General features: G+C 63.8%; 20 protein-coding genes. 7 read left to right on the top strand and 13 right to left on the bottom strand.

The genetic code is table 11. The features are described 5' to 3' along the window. Positions 1 to 138 precede the first annotated feature (138 nt). A complete protein-coding gene (locus tag AAEU42_RS02005; protein ID WP_342231850.1) occupies positions 139 to 2,535 on the top strand; it encodes a response regulator in 2,397 nt (798 codons plus the stop codon). Positions 2,536 to 2,603: 68 nt separating this feature from the next. Here the strand turns inward: AAEU42_RS02005 and hpf are convergent, their stop codons facing one another. The 11 genes from hpf to AAEU42_RS01950 all read right to left on the bottom strand — a co-directional run bounded on the left by hpf (position 2,604) and on the right by AAEU42_RS01950 (position 14,664). After that, a complete protein-coding gene (hpf, locus tag AAEU42_RS02000) occupies positions 2,604 to 3,140 on the bottom strand; it encodes a ribosome hibernation-promoting factor, HPF/YfiA family (protein WP_342231849.1) in 537 nt (178 codons plus the stop codon). Positions 3,141 to 3,533: 393 nt separating this feature from the next. Beyond that, the gene (locus AAEU42_RS01995) at positions 3,534 to 4,376 is read right to left on the bottom strand and encodes a fumarate hydratase (RefSeq protein ID WP_342231848.1); all 843 of its coding nucleotides are present in this window, start codon (positions 4,374 to 4,376) and stop codon (positions 3,534 to 3,536) included. Between the two features lie 187 nt (positions 4,377 to 4,563). Further along, the gene (locus tag AAEU42_RS01990; RefSeq protein ID WP_342231847.1) at positions 4,564 to 5,886 is read right to left on the bottom strand and encodes a S1C family serine protease; all 1,323 of its coding nucleotides are present in this window, start codon (positions 5,884 to 5,886) and stop codon (positions 4,564 to 4,566) included. Between the two features lie 258 nt (positions 5,887 to 6,144). Next, positions 6,145 to 7,593, bottom strand: coding sequence for a HAMP domain-containing sensor histidine kinase (locus AAEU42_RS01985; protein ID WP_342231846.1), 1,449 nt, complete (start codon positions 7,591 to 7,593; stop codon positions 6,145 to 6,147). After that, on the bottom strand, positions 7,590 to 8,282 hold the full coding sequence (locus tag AAEU42_RS01980) for a response regulator transcription factor (RefSeq protein WP_342231845.1): 693 nt from the start codon (positions 8,280 to 8,282) through the stop codon (positions 7,590 to 7,592). Before AAEU42_RS01980 ends, AAEU42_RS01985 begins: the two co-directional genes overlap by 4 nt. A gap of 78 nt (positions 8,283 to 8,360) precedes the next feature. Then, positions 8,361 to 9,518 (bottom strand): cation diffusion facilitator family transporter, encoded by a 1,158-nt coding sequence (locus AAEU42_RS01975; protein WP_342231844.1) that lies wholly within the window; start codon positions 9,516 to 9,518, stop codon positions 8,361 to 8,363. 178 nt (positions 9,519 to 9,696) lie between these two features. Then, positions 9,697 to 10,461: a 4Fe-4S binding protein gene (locus AAEU42_RS01970; protein WP_342231843.1), complete on the bottom strand. Its 765-nt coding sequence runs from the start codon at positions 10,459 to 10,461 to the stop codon at positions 9,697 to 9,699. Between the two features lie 185 nt (positions 10,462 to 10,646). Continuing rightward, entirely contained in the window at positions 10,647 to 11,975 is a 1,329-nt protein-coding gene (locus tag AAEU42_RS01965) for an APC family permease (RefSeq protein ID WP_342231842.1), read from the bottom strand. Between the two features lie 47 nt (positions 11,976 to 12,022). Next, positions 12,023 to 13,192 (bottom strand): MalY/PatB family protein, encoded by a 1,170-nt coding sequence (locus AAEU42_RS01960; protein WP_342231841.1) that lies wholly within the window; start codon positions 13,190 to 13,192, stop codon positions 12,023 to 12,025. Between the two features lie 132 nt (positions 13,193 to 13,324). Next, positions 13,325 to 13,780, bottom strand: a complete 456-nt coding sequence (locus AAEU42_RS01955) for a MarR family winged helix-turn-helix transcriptional regulator (RefSeq protein ID WP_342231840.1) — start codon at positions 13,778 to 13,780, stop codon at positions 13,325 to 13,327. A gap of 110 nt (positions 13,781 to 13,890) precedes the next feature. After that, entirely contained in the window at positions 13,891 to 14,664 is a 774-nt protein-coding gene (locus AAEU42_RS01950; protein ID WP_342231839.1) for a sensor histidine kinase, read from the bottom strand. Between the two features lie 246 nt (positions 14,665 to 14,910). Between AAEU42_RS01950 and gap the strand changes: the two genes are divergently transcribed. Further along, entirely contained in the window at positions 14,911 to 15,924 is a 1,014-nt protein-coding gene (gene gap / locus AAEU42_RS01945) for a type I glyceraldehyde-3-phosphate dehydrogenase (RefSeq protein WP_342231838.1), read from the top strand. A 758-nt stretch (positions 15,925 to 16,682) separates the two neighbouring features. Beyond that, positions 16,683 to 17,288 carry a pentapeptide repeat-containing protein gene (locus AAEU42_RS01940; RefSeq protein ID WP_342231837.1) on the top strand — a complete coding sequence of 202 codons (606 nt, stop codon included), beginning with the start codon at positions 16,683 to 16,685 and terminating at the stop codon, positions 17,286 to 17,288. Between the two features lie 2 nt (positions 17,289 to 17,290). Here AAEU42_RS01940 and AAEU42_RS01935 read toward each other — a convergent pair whose 3' ends face one another. Then, positions 17,291 to 18,034 (bottom strand): helix-turn-helix domain-containing protein, encoded by a 744-nt coding sequence (locus tag AAEU42_RS01935; protein ID WP_342231836.1) that lies wholly within the window; start codon positions 18,032 to 18,034, stop codon positions 17,291 to 17,293. A 66-nt stretch (positions 18,035 to 18,100) separates the two neighbouring features. Then, positions 18,101 to 19,570, bottom strand: a complete 1,470-nt coding sequence (locus AAEU42_RS01930; protein WP_342231835.1) for an AAA family ATPase — start codon at positions 19,568 to 19,570, stop codon at positions 18,101 to 18,103. Between the two features lie 158 nt (positions 19,571 to 19,728). On the opposite strand from AAEU42_RS01930, the gene AAEU42_RS01925 reads away from it, so the two are divergent. The 4 genes from AAEU42_RS01925 to grpE all read left to right on the top strand — a co-directional run bounded on the left by AAEU42_RS01925 (position 19,729) and on the right by grpE (position 24,552). Continuing rightward, entirely contained in the window at positions 19,729 to 20,859 is a 1,131-nt protein-coding gene (locus AAEU42_RS01925) for a cysteine desulfurase family protein (protein ID WP_342231834.1), read from the top strand. A gap of 48 nt (positions 20,860 to 20,907) precedes the next feature. Continuing rightward, positions 20,908 to 22,272: an MATE family efflux transporter gene (locus AAEU42_RS01920; protein ID WP_342231833.1), complete on the top strand. Its 1,365-nt coding sequence runs from the start codon at positions 20,908 to 20,910 to the stop codon at positions 22,270 to 22,272. Between the two features lie 614 nt (positions 22,273 to 22,886). After that, positions 22,887 to 23,948 carry a heat-inducible transcriptional repressor HrcA gene (hrcA, locus tag AAEU42_RS01915; RefSeq protein WP_425288189.1) on the top strand — a complete coding sequence of 354 codons (1,062 nt, stop codon included), beginning with the start codon at positions 22,887 to 22,889 and terminating at the stop codon, positions 23,946 to 23,948. A gap of 37 nt (positions 23,949 to 23,985) precedes the next feature. Next, a complete protein-coding gene (gene grpE, locus AAEU42_RS01910) occupies positions 23,986 to 24,552 on the top strand; it encodes a nucleotide exchange factor GrpE (RefSeq protein ID WP_342231831.1) in 567 nt (188 codons plus the stop codon). The last annotated feature ends 66 nt before the right edge of the window (positions 24,553 to 24,618 follow it).

The raw sequence follows: 24,618 nt of genomic DNA, 5'->3' as shown, positions 1-24,618 counted from the left end.
TTCGGCCCGGCAGGTCTATAATCAAAAGAAACTAACATGAACAAGGTCCGGGAGGAGATACGGCGCAGGCGACGGATGGGGTGGGAGACCGCCATGCCCGATGCCCCGGAGCCCCCCGTCGGGAAGAGAGGGAGAACCATGACACAGCAGGAAAACACGCCCCGGATGACCCCAGCCGACTATGAATACACCACGCTGATGCGCCTGCTGGGCGTCAGCGTAAGCAAGCATCTGCTGGACGAGCATTTCACCCTGGTCTGGGCCAACGAATACTATTATGAGTTTACCGGCTGGACCAAGGAGGAGTACGAGGCCAAGTTCCACAACCGGCCGGACCTCTACTATAAGGACGACCCCAAGGGGTGGCAGGAGCTCTCGGATGCCGTCACCCAGGCCCTCTCCGCGGGCAGAAGCGGCTACAAGATCTTCTCCCGGTTCCGGCGGAAAAACGGCGACTTCATCTGGGTCCAGTTCTCCACCCAGTTCGCCGACGAGTACATCGACGGCTACCAGGTGGCCTACACGGCGCTTACCAACATCGACGACATGGTGCGGATGCAGCGGGAGCAGTCGGTGACATATGAAAGCCTGCCCGGCTTCGTGGCCAAGTACCGCATCGACCGGGATCTCAATATGACCCTGCTGGACGGCAACGCCCGGTTCCTGGAGTATTTCGGCGACGGCGGCGGGGAGGGAGATCCGCGCCGGGAAAACATCCTGGAAACCCGCGAATTTCTCTTGGAGCGGCGGGAGGCCATCCTCGCCGGCCAGCCCGTCCACTTCGTCATGCAGGCCAAGAGCCGCTCCGGCCAGCTCCTATGGCTCCAGGTCAACGCCTCCTGCGTGGACTGGCAGGAGGGCTGCCCCATCTACCTGTGCATCTTCATCGACATCACCGACGTCACCGAGCTGCGGGAGATGCAGAAGCGGCTGACCCAGCAGGCCGAGGCCCTCAAGGACGCCCTGGCCGTGGCCGAGCAGGCCAACCGGGCCAAATCCGACTTCCTCTCCCGCATGAGCCACGAGATCCGCACCCCCATGAACGCCATTACCGGCATGACCACCATCGCCGCGGCCTATCTGGACGACCGGGCCAGGGTGGCCGACTGCCTGAAAAAGATCGGCTATGCCTCCAAGCACCTGATGACCCTCATCAACGACGTGCTGGACATGTCCAAGATCGACGCGGGAAAGATGCAGATCGCCCACGAGGCCTTTGACCTGCAGAGCGTGGTGGAATCCCTCACCTCCATCCTCTACCCCCAGGCCCAGGCCAAGGGGCTCACCTTCACGGTGCCTCTGGTGGAGCTCACGGACACCCTTTTGGTGGGGGACGCCCTGCGGCTCAACCAGGTGCTCTTGAACCTGCTCTCCAACGCCTTCAAATTCACCCCGGAGGGGGGCTCGGTGCGGATGGAGATCCGCCAGCTCTGGCAGAAGCGCGGCCGGGTGCGCCTGCGCTTCACCGTCAGCGATACCGGGATGGGCATGGAGCAAAGCTTTATGGACCGCCTGTTCACCCCCTTCGAGCAGGAGCGCACCGCCGCCGGACAGACCTTCGGAGGCACCGGCCTGGGCATGCCCATCACCAAAAATCTGGTGACCCTGATGGGGGGCGCCATCTCGGTGAAAAGCGAGCCGGGCCGCGGCAGCACCTTCACGGTGGAGCTGGATTTCGATCAGCAGGAGGATGGGGCCGGCTCCCGGCAGAAGCGGCAGCCCGCGTTGGAATCCCTGAAGGTGCTGATCGCCGACGACGACCAGGACAGCTGTGTCCACACCTCCCTGCTGCTGCAAAAAATGGGGATCCTGGCCCAGTGGGTGCTCACCGGAGCCGCCTGCGTCGAGGAGGTCCGCTCCGCCCACCGGGCTGGGGAGGACTACGACGTGTGCCTTATTGATTGGAGGATGCCGGATCTGGACGGCGTGGAGGTCACCCGGCGCGTCCGGGAGCTGGTGGGGCCGGACACCACCATCATTATTATCACCGCCTATGACTGGACCGCCATCGAGCCCAAGGCCCGGGCCGCCGGGGCCAACGCCTTCCTCTCCAAGCCCATCTTTGCCTCCTCCCTCTACAACGCCCTGCTCTCCGTGGCGGGGGCGGACACCGCCTCTGCCGGCCCGGCGGCGGCGCGGCCGGATCTGGCGGGGCGTCACGTCCTGCTGGTGGAGGACAACGATCTCAACCGGGAGATCTCCACAGAGCTGCTCCAGATGGCCGGGATCACGGTGGACTGCGCCGGGGACGGGCAGCAGGCCCTAGACCTGTTCCTGGCCCAGGGGGAGCGCTACGACCTGATCCTCATGGACGTGCAGATGCCCGTGATGGACGGCTATCAGGCCACCCGGGCCATCCGGGCCTCCGGCCGCCCCGGAGCCCGGACGGTCCCCATCGTGGCCATGACCGCCGACGCCTTTCACGAGGATGTGGTGCGGGCCTCCGAGGCCGGGATGAACTCCCACCTGGCAAAACCCATCGACCCGGAGCTTCTCTATCAGACTCTAGCCGCGGCGGTGGCGGGGACGCTCTGAGGAGGAAATCAAAAAGCGGGGGCATATCCAAAGGATATGCCCCCGCTTTTTTGTCGGGATCATTGGGTTCAGGTGTCGTCCTCGATGAGGCCGTAGCCGCCGCTTTCTCTGCGGTAGACCACGGAGAAGGCGCCGCCGGCGTCCTCGTTCTTGAAGGCGAAGAAGGTGTGCCCCACCAGGTTCATCTGGAGGACGGCCTCTTCCACCGTCATGGGCTTGATGGGGAAGCGCTTGGTGCGGACCACGTCGTAGACCTCCTCCGGCTCCTCGGGGACAAAGGAGGTCTCGTCGGCGGTGCGGACAAAGGCGTCCTTCTTCAGGCGCTTTTCCAGCTTGGCTTTATTTTTCCGCAGCTGCCGCTCGATATCGGCCACAGCGGCGTCGATGGACGCGAACATATCAGCGGTGCTCTCGGAGACGCGGATGATAGTGCCGCCGGAGCGCACCGTCACCTCGGCGTTGTTGCGCCCCTTCTCCACGCTGAACACCACGGAGGTATCGGCCTCCGTCTGGAAGTAGCGATCCAGCTTGCCCACCTTTTTTTCGGCATACTCATGGACCTTCTTGGGCAGAGTGACCTTCTTGTCGGTGAACGTGAACTTCATACACTGTCAGCTCCTTTCGCCTGGGGGACCGCCTTCCCGCCGGCAGAACGCCGGGCGGCAGCCCCTCACTGGCTTCTTCCGGGGGAGCCGGGAAACCTCCGGCTCCTCTTGTTTTGATTATACCACAAGTTCACTAAAAATCCACCCTTTTTTCCGGCGGTTTTATGCGCTTGGGCAAATCCTGGAGGTCGTGTATGAACATGTGGTGTGTTCCATTTTTCAAGCGGAGCCCAGTCTTTGTTCGAATATTGGCGAAGTGCCCAGCGGCGAGGGATTTTGGCCGCCGGCAAACGATTTTTTCGCGGGAATCCTGACGGATTGCAAGGAAAAATCATACGGTCCAGGGGCCGAAAGGCCCACCGATCGGGTATGTCGGCAATCTTCAAACAAGGCCTAGAGCACCGCCTCGGCGTGCCGGGTCACGTGGCAGCCCAGGCTGACGGCGCAGGGCAGACCGGCAATATGGGTGGGATAGCTCAGGATGTGGACCGCCAGCGCCGTGGTGCTCCCCCCAAGCCCCTGGGGGCCGATGCCCAGGGTGTTGATCCGCTCCAGCGCCTCCCGCTCCATCCCGGCGTAAAAGGGGTCCCCGACCGCGGCGTCCACCGGCAGGAGCAGGGCACGCTTGGCCAGCTCCGCCGCCTTCTCGGCGGTCCCCCCCAGGCCCACGCCCACGATGATGGGGGGGCAGGGATTGGACCCGGCGGCGTCCACCGTGTCCACCAGGAACCGGAGGATGTCCTCCCGGCCGGCGGAGGGTTTGAACATTCTGAGGGCCGTCATATTCTCGCTTCCGAAGCCCTTGGGGGCCACGGTGAGCTTCAATGCCTCCCCCGGCACCAGCCGCAGGTGGAGGATGGCGGGGGCATTGTCACCGGTGTTCTCCCGCCGCAGAGGGTCGGCCACCACCGAGCAGCGCAGGTGCCCCTCGGTGTATCCCCGGGCCACCCCCGCGTTGACCGCCTCCTCCAGGCTCCCCCCCACGATGTGGAGGTCCTGTCCCAATTCGGCGAAGATCACCGCCATGCCCGTATCCTGGCAGATGGGAAGCCCTTTCTCCCCGGCGAAGCGGAAGTTCTCCACGATATCCCCCAGGATGCCCCGCCCCACCGGGGAGGCCTCCGTTCCCTCCGCCCGCTCCAGCGCGGAGCGCAGGTCACCGGGGAGCCGTGTGTTGGCCTCCACGCACAGCCGGGCCACCGCCGCCGTGATCTCATCGGTATGGATCTCTCTCATCCTGGGCCTCCCTCCGTCAAACGCCAATTTTCGACAAAAACAGAATTTGACAATTTTTAGAAAATATGCTATAAAAAGTATTGTAGGCCGACAGCCGTCTGCTCCGGCCCGTCAGTATCCGTGTTCATTCCATTCTCCCCGTATCGCGTTGGGCGTCCCTCACAGAGGGACGCCCCTTTTTTTCGCTTTAATATTCAAACGCGTGCCGGTCCATGAGCTTGACCTCCACCATCCGGGTGCCCCGGCCGGTCCAGACTTCCAGGGTCATGGTGTCCCCCACCTGGAGGCCCTCCTTGGCTTTCTCCAGATCGTCGATGGTGCTGACCAGCACCCCATTGGCCCGGACGATGACGTTGCCAGAGCGGATCCCCTGGGCATAGGCGTCCGACTTGCGCTCCACGTTTTCCACATAGGCCCCGGCGGGCTGACCCTCGTATGCCGTCTGGTTCCTTACCGTCACCCCCAGGGCGGGGCGGCCGGGGTAGTAGCCCTTGTCGATGATCTGGTCCACCACCGGCTTGGCCGAGGCGGTGGGGATGGCAAAGCCCAGCCCCTCGATGGTGTCCCAGTAAGACATCATCTTCATGTTGGTGATCCCAACCACCTGGCCCCCCGCGTTTACCAGGGCGCCGCCCGAGTTGCCCGAGTTGAGGGCGGCGGTGGTCTGGACCAGGGTCATATCCTTCCCGTCCACCGTCACGGTGCGGTCGATGGCCGAGATGATGCCGTCGGTCATGGTGCCCCGCAGCTCCTCCCCCAATGGGTTGCCGATGGCGTAGGCGGTATCCCCCACCCGCAGGGCGGTGGAATCCCCGAACTCGGCCACGGGGAGGTCCCGGGCCTCCACCTTGAGGACCGCCAGGTCCATGTCCTCGTCCATCCCCACCAGAAGGGCCTTTCTCCGCACGTCGTCCGAAAAGACCACGTCCACCCGGCTGCTGCCCTCCACCACGTGGGCGTTGGTGATGATGTATCCGTCCGGGGACATGATGACGCCGGTACCCAGGGCGGTGCCCGAGGTCAGCGTGGCCCGGACCCCCACCACGCTGGGGCTAACCTTTTCATAGACGGCCTGGGGGGACAGGATCTCCCCCGCCGTGTCGGAGATGGCGAGGACGGTGCCGTCCCCCACCAGGGCCCGCTCCACGGTGGTCAGGGCGGGCTCTCCGCCCCAGTCCTCCCCCTCGGCCCCCGGCTCGCTGTATCCCCAGCCGGGCAGGGTCCAGTCCAGCCGCTCCAGGGCCACCGCGGCGCCGGTCAGGAGGAGGATCCCGGCCAGGAAAAGGGCGAAGATCCCCATATGTCTTTTCGGTTGGGGCCGCCTGGGCGGCTTCCGCCAGGCGGAGGGTGTCTGCCGGGGCCCGCTCTGCCCCGGTTCGGGCCGGGGGGCGGGCGAGACCTCTCCCGGCACCTCGCCATAGGGTCCCGGGGCGTCGCCCGGCTCCCACCGGCCCCGTCCCTCCTCCGGGCTTTGGGGCCATCCGGCGGGCTCATAATAATTGTGGCGCATGGGCAATCTCCTTTCGCCGGGCCCCCTGGCTTACGCGATGGTCAGTGTGAAGGTGAATTCCGTCACGCCGTTTTCACTGGTAACGGTGATGTTTTTCCCATCCGGCTCCCGCCGGGCGGGAGCCCTTTTCTTTTTACATCCTCGGTCAGCAAAGCCTCCCTGCGGAAACGCTCCGCCTGCGGCTTCGCGTTTCACGGTGCTTGCGCACCGCCCCATCTCCGATGGGGCCCGGAAAACACCACCCCCGTTTCAAGCAGGTCAGGCAATGGTCAGCGTGAAGGTAAACTCCGTCACGCCGTTTTCGCTGGTGACGGTGATGTTTTCCTTGTGGTTATTGATAATGGTCTTGACGATATAGAGCCCCAGGCCCACGCCCTCCCGGTCCTCGCTGCGGGAGCGGTCGGTCTTGTGGAATCGGTCAAAGACCTGGTTCAGCTCATCGGGGGGGATGGTCTCCCCCCTGTCCCGCACTGAGACGTAGGCCTTCTCTCCCTTGACCTGGATGCCCAGGCCCAGGGCGGTGCCGGGGGCGGCAAATTTGATGGCGTTGTCCAGCAGGTTGTAGCACACCTGTGTGATGGCGTCGGGATCGCCCCACACCATGACCGGCCCCTCGGGCAGGGCGGTCTCCACATCCAGGCCCCGGCCGTTGATCTTCCCCTCCAGGCTCACCAGGACCCGGATGAGGACTTCGGCCACGTCGAACCGCTCCTGGGCGGTGACGTTCTCGCTGGACTGGAGCTTGGACAGGTCCAGCATCCGCCGCACCAGCCGGGACAGCCTCCGGGTCTCGGAGGAGATGGTCTTGAGGGCCTCGGCCTCCTTCTCCCTGGGGATGGTGCCGTCCAGGATGCCATCGGCAAAGCCGGCGATGGTGGTCATAGGGGTCTTGAGCTCATGGGAGACGTTGGCGATGAACTCGCTGCGCTGGGCCTCGCTCTTGGCCAGGGAGTCGGCCATGACGTTGAAGGCCTCCGCCAGCTCTCCCACCTCGTCCTTCCGGTCCTCGCAGCCCTCCACCCGGGCGTCGAACTCTCCCCGGCCGAACTTGCGCACGGCGTCGGCCATATCCTTGAGGGGCTTGGTCTGCCGCAGGGAGGTCACGGAGCTGGCCATGGCGGCCAGCAGAAAGACCACCGCCGCCGACAGGATGAAAATGGAGGAGAAATCCTTCCACATCCGGGTCAGGCTGGAGGTGTCGCTGGCCACCAGCACCACCCCCTGCTGGAAGGTCAGGCCGGTGATATAGGAGTTTTGCAGGATGGGGCTGGCCGCCACATAGCACCGGTCGGAGAGCAGCCCGCCCAGGCTGCTCAGCCCGGCGAACCGCCCCTGCCCGGTGATCTCCTCCAGAATGTCGGAGGGGATATAGCCGCTCAGGAGGCTGCCCACGTTCCCGCTGCCCGCGGAGGCGGCAAAGACGATCTCCCCGCTGTTCTGGGCCAGGATCACGGTGGAGCCGGAGATCCTGGCCAGGGAGGAGATATAGATCTGATAGGCGGGCTCCTGGATGCTGCTGCTGATCCCGGAGGAGAGGAAGGTGCTGGTAAAGGAGGCGATGTAGTCGGCGTTGCGCTCCATGGAGTCCTTTTTGTCCTCGATGGTGTACTGGTAGCTCAGGGCGGTGAAGGCCCCGCCCAGCAGGGCGAAGGCCAGCAGGATGACCCCCGCCATCATGGCGAACTGGCGGCCGTAGACGCTTTTCATTGCGCCCCGACCTCAAATTTATAGCCCACGCCCCAGACCGTTTTCAGGCTCCACTGGTCGCTGACGTCCTCCAGCTTCTCCCGCAGGCGCTTGATGTGCACGTCCACCGTGCGGGAGTCCCCGAAGTAGTCGAAGCCCCACACCTCGTCCAGAAGCTGGTTGCGGGTGAACACCCGGTTGGGGGCGGAGGCCAGGTGGTAGAGGAGCTCCAGCTCCTTGGGGGGCGTATCCACCCGCTTGCCATCCACCAGCAGCTCGTAGGCGTCCAGATTGATGACCAGCTTGTCGAAGGTGAGCTTCTTCTCGCCGCTCCCCCCCTCCTCGCCGCCCGTGCGGCGGAGGACGGCGTGGATGCGGGCCAGGACCTCCTTGGTCTCAAAGGGCTTGACCACATAGTCGTCCGCCCCCTGCTCCAGGCCCGTCACCTTGTCCCCGGTCTCCCCTTTGGCGGTGAGCATGATGACGGGGGTCTTGCTCTCCGCCCGGATCTTTTTCAGCACGGACCAGCCGTCCATCACGGGCAGCATGATATCCAGCAGCACAAGGTCGGGGCCGAAGGAGCGGAACAACTCCACCGCCTTCCCCCCGTCCGGGGCGATCTGGGTCTCGTAGCCCTCTTTCTCCAGGTACAGGTGCAGGAGCTCGGCGATGTTCTCCTCGTCTTCCACGATCAAGATCTTTTGTGGCATGGTTTTTCCCCCTTTATATGGGTCATTCTGCTTTATTATATCGAATTCGAACTTGTTTCGGTGAATGAACTGTGAATTTTAATCGATGTAGGGGTGGTCCACCTGGATCACGGTGAGATAGCGGGGGTCCCGCTCCTGGGCCAGCCGGGCCATCTCCCGGCGGACCTCCTCGTCGGAGAGGGGGCAGGACCGGGGCACCACCAGGTCGAAGATCAGGTTGGTGTGGGTGGGGCCCTCGGTCATGCGGAAATCATGGAGGGTAATGTCCCCGTCGATCTCCTGGGCCAGGGCCAGCATTTCCTCTTTCCGGGCGTTGACCCGGGCGTCGTTGGTGACGATGGGGTCCATGTGGATGGTGGCCTGGATGCGGTATTTCTTGGCCAGCTCCCGCTCGATGTTGTCGATGACGTCGTGGGTCTCCCCCATGTCGGCGTCGATGGATACCTCGGCGTGGAGGGAGGCCATGATATTGCCGGGGCCGTAGTCGTGGACCACCAGGTCGTGGACCCCCGCGATCTCCCGGTGGGCCAGGACGGTGGACAGGATGCCCCGCACCAGCTCCGGGTCGGGGGGCTGGCCCAGCAGGGGGCTGATGGTGTCCTTGGCCGACTCCCAACCCGCCCGCAGGACGAAAGCGGCCACCAGCACCCCCACCCAGCCGTCGATGGACACGCCGGAGAAATGGCCCACCACCAGGCCCAGCAGCACCGCGCCGGTGGCTACGCAGTCGGACAGGGCGTCGGCGGCGGTGGCGGCCATGGCGGAGGAGTTGATGCGGCGGCCCAGATTCCTGTTGAAAAAGTACATCCACAGCTTCACCCCGATGGAGGCGGCCAGGATCGCCGCGGAGAGGAGGGAAAAGGCCACCTCCTCCGGGTGGAGGATCTTTCCCACGGCGCTCTTGAACAGCTCCACCCCCACCAGCATGATGGCCACGGATACCGCCAGCCCCGCCAGATACTCGATACGCCCATGGCCGAAGGGGTGGTCGTCATCCGCCTTCTGCCCCGCCAGGCGGAAGCCCACCAGAGTAACCAGAGAGGAGGCGGCGTCAGACAGGTTGTTGAAGGCGTCGGCGGTGACCGACACCGAGGCGGTGATGACCCCGGCGATGAACTTCCCCAGAGAGAGCAGCAGGTTCAGCAGGATGCCCACGATCCCGGACATGGTGCCGTACCGCTCCCGCACGGCGGGGTCCTTTACGTTCTGGTAGTCCTTCACAAACCGTCTCAGCAAAAACTCGAACAAGAAACTTCCTCCTGACGATCATTCTATTCCATATTAATGTTATATTATCCCACACCCGGCCCCCACCGTCAAGGGGACCGGACGGCCCGCCCTCCGGCGGCATGAGAAAAAGCGGGCGGCCCGTGGGCCGCCCGCTTTTTCTCTCCATGTCAGGGACCGGGAGCCCTCACAGGAATTGTTCGGGCTTCCTGGGCTTGCTGGCGCAGGCCATGAGCATGGTCTTGGACCCCAGCAGGGCCGCCGCCGGCAGGGCTCTGGCCCCCTCCGGGCAGACCGCCACACAGCGCATACAACTGATACACCTGGCCTCGTCGGTCCCGGAGGGGTCCTCAACCGGGATGGCCCCCACGGGACAGGAGGCGGCGCAGGTGCCGCACTTGGTACAGCTCCGGCCCGCTTTGGGGTGGAAGGGCAGGCCCTTGTACTCCTTGTACTCCGGGCTGCCGGGCACCTGGAGGGGGGCAAAGCTGTCCCCGGCGGCCAGCTTTGCCGCCACGGACGCCCCGAAGGCCTCGGCGGCGCGGGTATCCTCCCCGTCGGGCCGGCCGGCGGCGATGGAGCGGACGATGGAGTGTTCCGCGATGAAGGCCCCGGCGGCCACCACCTGGAAGCCGCCCTGTTCCAGAGCGTTTTTCAGCTCCAGCAGAGCGTCCTCATAGGCCCGGTTGCCGTAGACCGCCACCGCCACGGCGGGATTGCCCTTCCCCTTCAGCGCGGCCAGCCGCTCCAGGGCCGCCGCCGGGACGCGCCCGCCAAAGACCGGCACAGCCGCCGCCAGCACGGCCCCCTCGGGCAGGTCCTCGGGCGTCACCGGGGCGGACAGGTCCACCTCCCGGACCTCCAGGCCGCTCCCCTTGGCGATGGACCGGGCCACCTTGGCGGTGCCTCCGGTGGGGCTGAATATGGCGTTGATCCACTGGTTTACCTTCATGAGAATCGCTCCCTTTATCTATATTTCCGGTACCGCCCGGCGCATGGATGGATCAGTAAGGTCATTCCCCGGGAGGGGAAAAGGCATTTTTCTTTCAGCTCCCGCGCTTTTTCCCGGCGTTGGGGGCACGAAAGCGGCCGGAAGCGCGCCGGGCACTGGGCATGCAGGCGCCCGGAAGCTCCGTTTTAGTTTTCCGTATAGCTGGGGTTCAAAGTCACGTGCTTCTGGCGCAGGAGCATCAGCACCACGGCCACCGCCAGCATCACAAGGTTGCCGATGATCTGGGTAGCGGAGGTGGAAACCAGCAGCAGCACCACCGCCAGCACCGTGATCACCAGGCTGACGACGCAGATGCCATTCAGCGCTCCTTTGGAGACATGGAACCGGGACCGTCCCCACAGCTCCTCCATCCTGGAGGGCAACCGCATGGCGGAAACGATGATAATGGCCTTGCAGACCTGGGCGATAATGACGGTGCTGTTGGCCACGGTGGTCAGGTCCAGCCCCACCAGGATGGGCACCACACCCACCAGGTAGAAGGCCAGCAGAATCCAGTGGGGCGTGCCGAGCCGCTTGCTGCAGGCGGCGAAGCCCTTGGGGAGCCAGCCGTCCTCACAGGCCTTGAGGGCCGGGTAGGTCATCATGCCGATGGAAAAGTTTAGGGTGGTAAGGAGGGCGAACATGGCGCCCCCCACCACGAAGAAAGTATACACCGCCCTGGGCATAAACACAACCGCGGAAACGGAGAGGGGCTGGTTGGCCACCTGATCCACCGGCAGGACCCCGGCGGCAATGGTGGACATGACGGCATAGAGCACCACGATGGCGGAGGTGGAGACGATAATGACGATGGGAATGTCCTTGGTGGGGTTTTGGGCCTGGCCGCTGTAATTCACCACATAGTTGGCCCCGCCGGCGGCGAAGGTGAGGTAGACGCTGGCGATCAGGAAGCCGGAAACGCCGCCGGTCATGAATTGGCTGGGCTCAAAGTAGCCCGGCTCCACGGCCCCCACACCGAACACCACATAGGCCGCGATACCCAGTGCCAGCACGACGCTCATGACGTTCTGGAGCCGGGCCGCCTGCTTGACGCCCATAAAGTGCATCCCGAAAAGGACGGTGAGCACCACAACGCCGATGACCTTGACGTTGACGCCGGGGATCAGGGACAAAAAGTAGTCGGCGAAGGACAGGGTGTACATGGAGATGGCGAAGAGCATGCACAGGTTCACGTAGGTGTACACCCCCGCCAGCTTCCGGCCGGAGAGAACGGCGATCTGGGAGTACTGGCCGCCCAGGAAGTTTGCCGTGCCGCCGATGAATATCTGCGGGATGGTGGTAATGATGGTGAGCAGGCCCGCCAGCAGATAGGCGAAGGTGACACTCCGGCCGGTGAAGCCGATGGCAATGCCGGTCATGGTCATGATGCCCACGCCGATGATCTGGCCGATGGCCATGGAGAAGAGGTCCGTGCGGGAGAGCTTCCGGGAATCTACATTGGTTTTCGCTGCCATAGTGGGTTCCTCCTTTTTCTCTTTTCTCTCATTCTCTCTTTTCTGATTTACAAGGCCGTCTCGATCCGCCGCAGGGCCTCCTCCAGGGTGGCCCGGGTACAGCCGATGTTCAGCCGCAGGTGCCCCTCCCCGCCGGGGCCGAACCAGGGGCCGGGGACGCAGATGACCTCCTGGCCCATGAGGATCTTCTCCTGGATGGCCCCGTCGTCCAGCCCGGCGGAGGACAGGTCCAGCCAGCACAGGAAGGTCCCCTCCGGGCGGGTGAAGGCGACGCCGTGGGCCCCGGCCCACCGCTCCACCACGCCGGCGTTCCCCTCCAGGTAGGCCAACACCTGCTCCAGCCACTCTGCCCCCTCGGGGGAGTATGCGGCCCGCACCGCCTCCAGGCCGAAGGTGCTGCTGCCCGGCATGGAAAAGCTGTCCGCCGTCTCGTCATAGCGCTTCTTCATCTCCGGGTCCGGAAGAATGATGTTGGCGATCCGCAGCCCCGCCACGTTGAAGGTCTTGCTGGGGGCGGTGCACAGCATACAAGGGGCGTCGCTGGCCAGGGGGAAGGGGGTGTGCTGATGGCCGGAGAACACGATGTCGCTGTGGATCTCGTCGGCGATGACCACCACTCCGTTCCGCCTGCAGATCTCACCCAGCCTGGCCAGCTCTTCCCCCTTCCACACCCGGCCCACCGGGTTGTGGGGACTGCAGAGGATCATCACCTTGGCTCTGGGATCGGCGGCCTGCCGCTCCAGGAGCTCATAATCCATGGAGTACCGCCCCCCCTCGCACACCAAGGCGTTGTTCACCACCTCCCGGCCGGTTTTGGCGATGAGCCCGGCAAAGGGCTCATACACCGGCTGCTGGATGATGACCTGGTCCCCCGGCGCGCTGAACGCCCGGATGCCCATGTTGATGGCGGCCACCACCGTGGGCAGGATGGAGACCCCCTCCGGCCGCACCTCCAGGCCGAACCGGGTCTGGTACCACCAGCCCAGGGCCTCAAAATAGTCCGCCTTTGCCCCGCAGTAGCCGAAGATCTCTCCCTCCGCCCGACGCCGGATGGCCTCCACCAGGCCGGCCGGACAGGGGAAATCCATGTCGGCGATCCACATGGGGATCATGTCCCCGCTTACCTGGATGGGCAGGTAGCCCTTCAGCCCCTCCGGCCGCCACTTCAGGTCGTTGGTGCCCCGCCGGTCTATGGGCCGGTCAAAATCATAGGTCACACTCTCTCCTCCTTATTTTAGATTCTAAAGTATATTGAGAAAAAAATTACTTTAGATACTAAAGAGAATATAGAAAAAATACCGACCCTTGTCAAGGCAGGGGCCAGCATTTCTCTCTTTTTGACAAAAAACTCATTCGTGAGTTGTGAACATCGCCCGCTTATTTTGCTCATAGCGGATGAAAAGGGCCAGATCTTCGTCGGAGAAGTCCCCAAGCCACTGGCTGACCTGGCGGTACTGGCTCTGATCGTAGCGCACATGCTCCGCGCAGAGCTTCTTCCCCTTTTCCGTGAGGGCCACCGTGGTCTGCCGCCGGTCCTTCGGGTCCTTAGCCCGGACCACGTACCCCTTATTCTCCAGCCGGGTGGCCGTCTGGGTCACCGCCCCCTGGGTCACGTTGAGCCGCCGGGCCATCTCGCTCATGGTGGGATGGCCCTCCAGCCCCACCGCCACGATAAAATGGGCCTCCCGCATGTACAGGGTGTCGCCGGGGGCGTACTCCCGGGGCCGCTCCCAGAAGCCCATCTGTGCGATCGCCGACTTTCGGCTGGCGCTCAGCAGCTCTTCCACCAGTTGAATCCGATCCACACCATCGCCCTCTCTCACCGCTGTTTTTCAGATTGTAGCACGGCGGGGGTCCGCCGTCAAATGGTCCGGCCCGCAAAAAGGCCCGGCGAAACCGCCGGGCCTTGCGAAATTTAATCCAACGTTTCGGGCATAAATACCGTATAGGGCAGGACCCTGGAAAGCTCCACCAGCGCCGTGGAAAAGCCGCCGGTCAAATCGTAGCCCATGCGGGGCGATCTGACGATGTCCTCTTTTTGATTGCGGATGGGCAGGGAGAGCACCGCCCGGACGCCCCCCTCTTCCCGATTCTCCAGCACCAGCGCGCCGCCGTGAAGGGCCGCCGTCCGCCGGGCCGCGGCCAGCCCCAGGCCCAGGCCCCCCGCCTCTTTGAGATAGGGGTCCTCCCCGGCCTCTTCCCGCTTGCTCAGGCCGGGGCCGTCGTCCCGCACCGCCAGGATGGCCAGGGCGCCCTTCCGGCTCAGCTTCAGCCCCACGTGTCCGCCCGGCCCCGCCGCCTCAATGGCATTGGAAATCAGATTCAGCAGTGCCAGCTCCACCAGGCCGCCGTCCGCCGCCGTCAGGAGGGTCTCCTCCCCCAGCTCGCAGCGGAACTCCACTCCGGCCTGCCCGGCCAAAGCCTCCACCCTGCGGCCCAGCTCCAGGCACAGTCCCGCCAGGTCCAGGGTCATCGGCCGGAAGGTGGGCGCCTTCTCCTGGGTCAGCTCCAGGTGGGCGATGGTGCGCAGAAGGCGGTAGAGGCTCTGGTTCATCATGGCCAGATAGTCCATCTCTTTCTTTCCGCCCTGCTCCCGGACAAGCGGGGTCAACAACTGAGACGCGGCCAGCAGGTTGCCCACCTGCTCGCGCAGCTCCTGGACCAGCTTATCGCCAGCTTGATCTTCCATGGCGCACCCCCCTGTCCGTCCTAGGTTGTACCGATTTCACTATTGGCAGTATAGCAAAATCTGGGCCCTCCAACAAGGCCTTTTTGTCGCAGTGGGTCGCTTGTTGTCGAATATATAAAATTTGTGATACAAATTCTCTGAAATTTTCTCCGCAAAACAGCATTTTTCCACTTCCAAATTGCTGTAAAGTAGTCTATAATTTGTAGTTGGCAGGTTCGTTAAATCAATCACAAAGGAGTAATGAACATGAGCATCAAGGTTGGCATCAACGGCTTTGGCCGGATCGGCCGCCTGGTCTTCCGGGCCGGCATCAATTCCTCCGACATCGAGTTCGTGGGCATCAACGATCCCTTCATGACCCCCGACTATATGGCCTACATGCTGAAGTACGATACCATGCACGGCCGCTTTGACGGGGAGGTCAGCTTCACCGACCACTCCATCATCGTCAACGGCAAAGAGGTCCAGTTCTTTGCCCAGAAGGATCCCAAGGACATCCCCTGGGGCAAGGTCGGGGCCGAATACGTGGTGGAGTCCACCGGCGTGTTCCTGACCAAGGAGAAGGCCCAGGCCCACATCGACGCCGGCGCCAAGAAAGTGGTCATGTCCGCTCCCTCCAAGGACGACACCCCCATGTTCGTGTGCGGCGTCAACCTGGATAAGTACACCCCCGACATGCAGTTCGTGTCCAACGCCTCCTGCACCACGAACTGCCTGGCCCCCATCGCCAAGGTCCTCCACGACAACTTCGGCATTGCCGACGGTCTGATGACCACCGTCCACTCCACCACCGCCACCCAGAAGACCGTGGACGGCCCCTCCGCCAAGGATTGGCGCGGCGGCCGCGCCGCCGCCGGCAACATCATCCCCTCCTCCACCGGCGCCGCCAAGGCCGTGGGCAAGGTCATTCCCGAGCTCAACGGCAAGCTCACCGGCATGTCCATGCGGGTGCCCACCCTGGACGTGTCCGTGGTGGATCTGACTGTCAACCTGGCTAAGCCCGCCAAGTACGACGAGATCTGCGCCGCCATGAAGAAGGCCGCCGAGGGCGAGTTGAAGGGCATCCTGGACTACACCGACGAGGATGTGGTCTCCAGCGATTTCCTGGGCGATCCCCACACCTCCATTTTTGACGCCAAGGCCGGCATTGCCCTGACCGATACCTTCGTGAAGGTCGTGTCCTGGTACGATAACGAGTGGGGCTATTCCAACAAGGTGCTGGATCTCATTCGTCATATGTTTTCTGTGGATCACAAGTAAGATTTGCTTCGACAAAAGGAGCACCTGTCGTCCGAGTGACGGCAGGTGCTCCTTTTCTTTTGGCTGATTGCACGTCGGGACGTGCGTAAATCTGGGGGACGTTTCTTTTCCCGAGGAAAAGAAACGTCCCCCAGACCCCCAAAGAAAAGTCTTGGGTGCTGACCTGGTCGCAGATTCCCTTTTCAGTAGCAGGTATACTGCTCGTTGTTTGGGGGAAAAGCACGGAAGCGTCTGTGCGATACGTGGTCCCTCTTGCGCCGCTCGGCCGCTGACGTGTGCTTGACAGAAGGTTGGTCTTTAGCCTTCCCCCTGGGGGAAGGTGGCAGCCCGGAGGGCTGACGGATGAGGGGAACTGCGGATAACGGGAAAGGCCCTGCTAAAGAGATAAGTTCCCCTCATCAGTCTCGCTGCGCTCGACAGCTTCCCCCAGGGGAAGCCTAAGATCCACCGAACCCCGTAGCTGCTACAAAGTGCGGCCCCGGGGTTTTCCTGTATTCTTGTGGACAGCTTGGAAAATGAACCCAAACAAGGGGGCCGGAGCCTCCTTGGCTGGTCGTTGAGAGGGGGTCTTGGGGGAGAGAGAATCGGAACTGTAGCATAGGCCGCCCGGCTATGCCGGGCGGGTCACTCTTTCAATAGAGCACAGCAGGGGGACCGTCTTTTCCACGTGGAAAAGACGGTCCCCCTGGCCTCCCACCTTCCAAGGCGGACAAACCTATGTTATACTAGACCCCACAACTACCCAAGGAGACGATACCATGCTTCACCAAGCCCTGTCCGCCGCCCGGGAAGAGGACGACAACATCGACGATCAAATCTTCCAAAACGAGGTCCTGGAAAACGCCGACCTGACCGGCCTGGACTGGACCGCCGTCACTTTCCAAAAGTGCCGGTTCGTCAAGTGCCTCTTCGCCGGGTCCTCCTTTTATCAGGTCCGGTTCGAGAATTGCGACTTCTCCAACTGCTCCTTCCTGGGCACCCGCTGGAAGGACTGCACCCTTACCGGCTGCAAGGGGGACGGGGCCGACCTCCGGGAGAGCCACTGGCGGGGCTGTGCCCTGGCGGACACCTCCCTGCGCTACGCCAACTGCGCCCAGTCCATGTGGGACGGCTGCGCCCTCAAGGACTGCGTGCTGCGGGAGTCCTTCTGGACCGGCTGTAAGCTGAAAAAGCTGACGGCGGAGGGGGTAGACCTCTCCGGCGTCAGCTTCTTCCACACGCCCCTGTCCGGGCTGGACTTCTCCACCTGCGGCATCGAGGGGCTCACGGTCTCCGAATCCCTCTCCGAGCTGCGGGGGCTCACCATCGGCGCCCATCAGGCCATCGACCTCATCAAGCTCCTGGGGGTCAAGGTCACACTGTGACGTCACGCCCCCAGCAGGTCCTCCCAGTCCCAGCTGTTGTCCCACACGTTGCTCACCCGGACCAGGGCCTGGGTGTAGGTCCGGCCGCCCGCCTCAAAAACGGCGGTGAGGGTGGCCCCGGAGGAGCCGAAGGGGACCGACAGTGTGGCGGAGTAGGCGCTCCCCTCCCCCTGGCGCTTGGCCTGGACCGTCTTGGCCTCGCCGCCCGTCCCCGAGCCCTGGACGGAGACGGTCATCCCCTCCATCTGCTGGGCGGCCACGAGGACCACGGTAAAGGTGACATACTCCCCCAGCCGGGACACCTCATAGTCATAGGAGGCCACCAGGGGCGCGGCGGGGTCCAGGCCGGAGGCGCCGCGCTCCAGCTCGGCCACCCGGCCTTCCAGCCGGGTCAGCTCGTCGTGGAGCTGTCCGTAATTGCGGCCCATGGAGATGGTATAGGCCCCGCAGCCCAGCACGAGGGCCAGCAGGGCGAGGACGGGGAGCAGCCGGGACTTTCCCGGCTTTTTCTTCGGCTCCGCCGGGGCCGCCTCCCCGGTCCGGGGCGGCTCCTCCACCTGGAGCAGCTCGTTGAGGCTGATGCCGAAGAGTTTGGATAGGGCGATCAATTTGTCGGTGTCGGGTACCGCCCCGTCGGCCTCCCACTTGGAGACCGCCTGCCGGGAGACCCCCAGCTTTTCCCCCAGTGCCTCCTGGGAGAGGTCCAGGGCCGTGCGGTGGGCCTGGATGCGCTGTCCTAACGTCATGGCCTTCGCCTCCTTTTCCGCTTTCAGCATAGCGGCAGGGTGGGGGGATTGTCAACGCCCGGGGCCTTACACCTTGTCAACCGGGGGTTGCCCCTCTTGGGCCGCAGGGGATTCCGGCTCCTCCTCGTCCCCGGCGGCCCGCTTCAGGTCAGCCTGGGTGAGGGCCATGAGGGCGGCCTTGTCCACCGTCTCCAGCCCCGCCACCCGGTCGGACTGGCAGGAGACCGCCCGCTCGAAGAAGTTGCGCACGTCCCGGGCGTTGCCGAAGTTCTCGTCCCGGTTTTCGTACATCTCGTCCAGAAAGTCCTTGGCGTAGGCCCCGGCGGCCTCGTCCAGCGTGTAGCCGTTCTTTTCGCACATGGACTGGAAAATTTGGTACATCTGGCCGCCGTCGTAGTCCTCGAAATAGAAGTATTTGTTGAAGCGGCTCTCCAGGCCGGGGTTGGAGTGGATGAACTCCCCCATCAGGTCGGTGTAGCCCGCCACGATGACGATGAGGTCGTCCCGGTGGTCCTCCATGTTCTTCAAAAGCACCTCCACCGCCTCCTGGCCGAAGTCGTTCTGGCCGGTGTGGCTGGTGAGGGCGTAGGCCTCGTCGATGAAGAGCACGCCGCCGATGGCCTTGGTGATGACCTCCTGGGTTTTGAGGGCGGTCTGGCCCACGAAGCCCGCCACCAGCCCGGAGCGGTCCACCTCCACGAGCTGGCCCTTGGACAAAACGCCGATGGCGTGGTAAAGCTTGGCCAGCAGACGGGCCACGGTGGTCTTGCCGGTGCCGGGGTTGCCCAGGAACACCAGGTGGAGGGACAGGGGCGGCACGGGGAGGCCCTCCCCCTCCCGCAGGCGGCGGACCTTCACCAGGTTCACGAGGCTCTTCACGTCGGCCTTCACCTTGTCCAGCCCGCACAGCTCGTCCAGCTGGGCCATCAGTTCCTCCAGGGTGGGCTCCGGCTCCTTTTTCTCCTCTTCCTCCTGGACCTCCTCCGCCGGGGCGGGGGCGGCAGGGGCGGGGCGGGAGGTCACGAAGTCCTTGGCGTCCAGCGGGGCCTTGCCCCCCTCCAGGCCGTCCTTGTCGCACAGGGCGGACAGGGCGTCGGCGCAGCGGTTGACGAAGCCGGCCTCCCCCTCGCTGACCACCCCGTCCACGGCGGCGAAGAGAAGGGCCATCAGGGTGAAGAGGTCCACGAACCGCCGGGCCAGGCCGGTGTTCGCCACCTTGTCCCAGGCCCGCATGCGGCCGAAAAAGTCCGGGGTCTTGAAGCCGGGGTAACCCGTCACGCTGGTGCCCAGCTCCCAATAGAGGATGGAGGGCACCGGGTTGCCCCGGAGGTAGATGGCGTTATAGTACTCCACATAGCCGGGGGTCAGGGCGGCCCCGTCGGCCTTCCAGGTCCCCAGGGCGCAGGACTGGAAGAACGCGTCCAGCTCGTGGGTCAGCCGCACCCGGAGGGCGGCGTCCGGGACGGCGCGGATGAAGGCGGAGACGCCCTCCTCGTACTGCTTGTGGACCTCCGCCGGGGAGAGGGGTGTTTTCATAGGTGGTCACCTCTGATTTAAAGTATTTCCATTATAACCGCTGGGCGGGCATTTGGCAAACGCTCCTTCCGCCTCTTGACTTTCCCCAATCTTCGCATTAGAATAATTAAGCTGCTTCATTATTATAAAGGTGCTTTAACAAAAAGGAGTTGACCCATATGCCCATCTATTTGGACCATGCCGCCACCACCCCGGTGTGTCCCGCCGCAGTTCAGGCCGCCGTGGAGGCCATGACGGAGGGCTGCGGCAACCCCTCCTCGGTCTACCCCCTGGGGAAGGCCGCCGCCCAGCGGCGGGAGGCCGACCGGGCCGTGGTGGCCGGGGCTCTGGGGTGCCTGCCGGAGGAGTTCTTCTTCACTTCCTGCGGCACCGAGGGGGACAACTGGGCCATCTCCGCCGCCGTGGAGCTGAACCGGCGGAAGGGAAACCACGTGGTCACCACCGCCATCGAGCACTCCGCCGTGCTGGAGCCTATGAAGGCCCTCCAGGCCAAGGGCTTTGAGGTCACCTTTTTAAAGCCGGACAAGACCGGCCGCATCGACCCTCAGGCCGTGGCGGAGGCTGTCCGACCCGACACCATCCTGGTGTCCATGATGCTGGTCAACAACGAGGTGGGTTCCCTCCTGCCCGTCCGGGCCGCCGCGGACGCCATCCGGGCCGCGGGCTCCCCCGCCCTTCTGCACACCGACGCCGTCCAGGGCTTTTTGAAGGTGCCCTTCACCCCCAGGGAGCTGGGGACGGACTTCGTCACCATCTGCGGCCACAAGGTCCGGGCCCCCAAGGGCATCGGCGGGCTCTACATCAAAAAGGAGCTTATCCCCAAAATAAAGCCCCTCCTGCTGGGGGGCGGCCAGGAGCGGGGGCTGCGGCCCGGCACCGAGCCCACCGCCCAGATCGCCGCCTTCGCCGCCGCCGTGGCGGCCTGGACCCCCGGAACTTCCGAGGCCATCCGGGGGGTGAAGGACTACGCCGCGGAAAGGCTCTCCGCCATCGACGGCGTGGAACTCATCGACCGGGGGGACGCCCCCCACATTCTGCCCATCTCCCTGCCCGCCTTCTCCGGCCAATCCCTGGTGGAGGCCCTGGGGAGCCAGGGGATGTACGTCTCCTCCGGCTCGGCCTGCCACCGCGGGAGGCCCAGCCACGTGTTCGCCGCCATGCCGCTGAACCCCAAGGTAAAGCTGGGGGCCCTGCGGGTCTCCTTCGGGCCGGAGTCCACCCGGGAAGAGGTGGACACCCTGGCGGGGCTGCTGGAGCATATCTGCAAAAACAAGACGCTGCTTTTTTGACGGGCGGGACACCGCACGAGGTAAGGAGGTAATTGGTTGTTTTCTTACATGAGGAGGGGCAAGGCCTTTTACAAGGACGTCGTGACCCTGGCCATCCCCATCATCCTGCAAAATCTGATCACCAACTCTCTGGGCCTGCTGGACACCTTCATGGTGGGTATGCTGGGGGAGGCCCCCATGGCCGCCGTGACCCTGGCCAACATCCCCATCTTCGTGGTGCTGCTGATGGTCTTCGGGATGCAGTCGGGGGCGTCGGTGCTCATCAGCCAGTTCTACGGCAAGGGGGACTATGACGCCATCAGCCGGGTCATGGGCATCGGCTTTTACGTCTCCGGCGCCGTAAACCTGGTCTTTGGCTGTATCATGTGCTTCTTCCCGGTCCAGTTCATGGGCCTCTTCGGCAGCGACGCCGGGGTCATCGCCCTGGCCGCCGAGTACGCCCGGATGGTCGCCTTCTCCTTCTTCTTTGACGGACTGGCCCAGGTGTACATCGCCGCCCACCGCAGCATGGCCAACCCCAAGCTGGGCCTGTACATCCTGGTGGTGTCCATGGTGAGCAACACCTTCCTCAACTGGGTGTTCATCTTCGGCAAGCTGGGGGCCCCCGCCATGGGGGTACAGGGGGCCGCCCTGGCCACCCTCATTTCCCGGATGCTGGAGTGCGCCATCGCCGTGGGCCATATCTGCCTCAACAAGAGCTTCCGGGTCAAGCCCAGCCAGCTTTTCCGTCCCGGCGGGGAGATGCTCTCCCGGTACTTCCGCTATGCCACCCCCGTGGTGCTCAACGAGACCCTCTGGGGCCTGGGCACTGCCATCTACCCCACCATCATGGGCCACATGGAGGGCTCCCAAGCCATCCTGGCGGCCTTCGGCATCTCGGGCAACATCGAGAAGGTGGCCACGGTGGTGGTCTTTGCCATTGCCGGCACCGCCGCCATCATCGTGGGCCGGGAGATTGGCGCAGGGCGGCGGGACACGGTGTATGAGGTGGGCCTCACCCTGGACACCCTGGCTTTTCTCGCCGGGCTGATCGTGGGGCTGGTATTGATCGTCCTGACCTTCACCTTCTTCAGCCCGGTGCTCTACCCCATGTTCCACCTGTCGCCGGAGGCCTCCTCCATCGCCACCATGATGTCGGTGGTCACCTTCTCCTTCCTGTCCCTGCGCTCCTTCAACTCCACCAACACAGTGGGGGTGCTCCGGGGCGGCGGGGACGTGCGCACCGCCTCCATCATCGACCTGAGCCCCCTGTGGTTCGTGTCCATTCCCCTGGCCGCCCTGGCCGGGCTGGTGTTCCACTGGGGCATCCTGGTGGTGTACCTGTGCATCTCTCTGGAGAACGTGGTGAAGTTCTTCTTCGGGATGGCCCGGCTGAAGTCGGGGGCGTGGATCCGGGATGTAACCGCGGCGTAAGGACCGTTTTTTCGGGAAAAGCCCGGTTGATTTTCAGCGACTGCACGTCAAACGTGCGTAAATCTGAGGGACATTTCTTTTCCCGAGGAAAAGTCTTGGATACTGACCTGGTCGCAGATTCCCTTTCTAGTAGACAGTCTACTGCCCGAAGCTAGGGGGGAAAAGCACGGGTGCGTCTGTGCGACCCGTGGTCCCTCTCGCGCCGCTCGGCCGCTGACGTGTTCTTGACACAGCCTGGTCTTTTAGCCTTCCCCTCGGGGGAAGGTGGCAGCCCGAAGGGCTGACGGATGAGGGGAACTCGGGATAATGGGAAAGGCCCTGCCAAACGACAAGTTCCCCTCATCAGTCTGCTTCGCAGACAGCTTCCCCCAGGGGAAGCCTAATTGATAGGCCTTCACCCGGCCACGGGCGTCCACTATCGCCGTTGGCAATCCCACCGTCTTACCGCTAACCCCCGCCCCTTTCCTTGCCACGGAAAGGGGCGGTTTTTTTGCCGCATTTTCCTGAAATCATTCACATTTTATTTACAACCCCAACTATTGACTTTCCCGGTCCATGGTGGTACATTATCTTTAGCACTCAGGAGAATAGAGTGCTAAAATCTTTTTTGTGAGGTGAGCGGCTTGGACTTAAGCGAACGAAAAAAGAAGATCCTCCGGGCCGTCATCGAAAGCTACGTCCAGAACGCCGAGCCGGTGGGCTCCAAGGCGGTGGCCGAATGGGCCCGGCTGGACGTATCCTCGGCCACCATCCGCAACGAGATGGCCGATCTGGAGGAGCAGGGCTACCTGGAGCAGCCCCACACATCCGCCGGACGGGTGCCCTCCCCCAAGGGCTACCGGCTCTACGTCAACGAGTTGATGGGAGACTACAAGCTCTCCATCCAGGAGACCCAGCGGATCAACGAGGCCCTCCACCTGAAAATGAAGGCCCTGGACCGGGTCATCGACGAGGCGGGCCGGGTGGTGGCCAAGCTCACCCAGTACCCCGCTTTCGCCCTGGCCACCGGGCCGGAGAAAATGACCATCCGGCGCTTTGATCTGCTGCTGGTGGAGCAAAACGCTTTCATCGCGGTGGTGATGACCGATTCCAACGTGGTGCGCAACAAGCTCTTCCGGCTCTCGGAGGACCTGAGCGAATCCCAGCTTCAAATGCTGGGCACCCTTCTGAACACCGGTTTCACCGGCCTGACCCTCTCCGAGCTCACCCCCGAGCTGGCCCGGGTGGCCCGCCACGCCACGCGTGAGGCCTACGACCTCATCGAGCTGGTGGTACGCTTTGGAGCCGAGGTCCTGGACGAGCTGACCAAGCGGCCGGTCCACACCGCGGGCATCGCCAACCTGCTGGAGCACCCGGAGTACCAAAGCCTGGAAAAGGCCCAGCCCTTGATGAGCTTCCTTTCCGACGAGGAGTTCGGCCCCTTCCCCATCCGGGTCGACCCCGGCAGCCCCACCGATATCGTCATCGGCCCGGAGAACGTGGCCGAGGCGCTGAAAGATTCCAGCGTGGTCATGGCAAGCTATGACCTGGGCGACGGGATGAAGGGCCTGATCGGCGTGGTGGGCCCCACCCGGATGGATTACGCCAAAATCTCCGCACGGCTGTCCTATTTCGCCAGAGGGCTGACCTGGCTCATCGGCCAAGGCGGGCTTCCCCCCGGCGATCCTGAGCAGTGACGCCGCTTTATCACGAGAATACCAAGGAGGGAATCTCTTGAGTAAGAAAGAGAACAAAAAGCAGGCCCCCGAGGCCGGGGACCAGACCTTGGACGAGGCCGTCCAGACCCCTGAGGCCGAGATCCAGGCCGATACCCCCGGCGCCGAAGGGCCCGATCCCCTGCTGGAGGAGCTGGAGACCCTGAAGGCCAATCTGGCCGATCAGGAGGACAAATTTCTCCGGCTGGCCGCCGAGTACGACAACTTCCGCCGACGTAGCCAGAAGGAAAAAGAGGCCATCTACTCGGACGCCAAGGCCGACGCGGTGAAGGCCCTCCTCCCCGTCTACGACAATCTGGAGCGGGCATTGAAGCAGGACACCCGTGACGAGGCCTACGCCAAGGGCGTGGAGATGACCATGACCGGCCTGAAAAAGGCGCTGGAGTCCCTGGGGGTCCAGGAGATCCCCGCCCTGGGACAGAGCTTCGACCCCACCTTTCACAACGCCGTGATGCACGTGGAGGATGAGGAATACGGCGAAAACGTGGTCGTGGACGTCTTTCAGGCCGGGTTCACCCTGGGCGAAAAGGTGATCCGCTTCGCCATGGTGAAGGTGGCCAACTGATCCCCCGCCGGAAGGCTCCCCTCATCAGTCAGCCCGCGGCTGACAGCTTCAACGACTTTGGCTTGC

This window comes from Pseudoflavonifractor phocaeensis, assembly GCF_038439875.1.
Lineage (GTDB): Bacteria > Bacillota > Clostridia > Oscillospirales > Oscillospiraceae > Vermiculatibacterium.
This window is presented reverse-complemented; position numbering and strand designations above follow the sequence as displayed.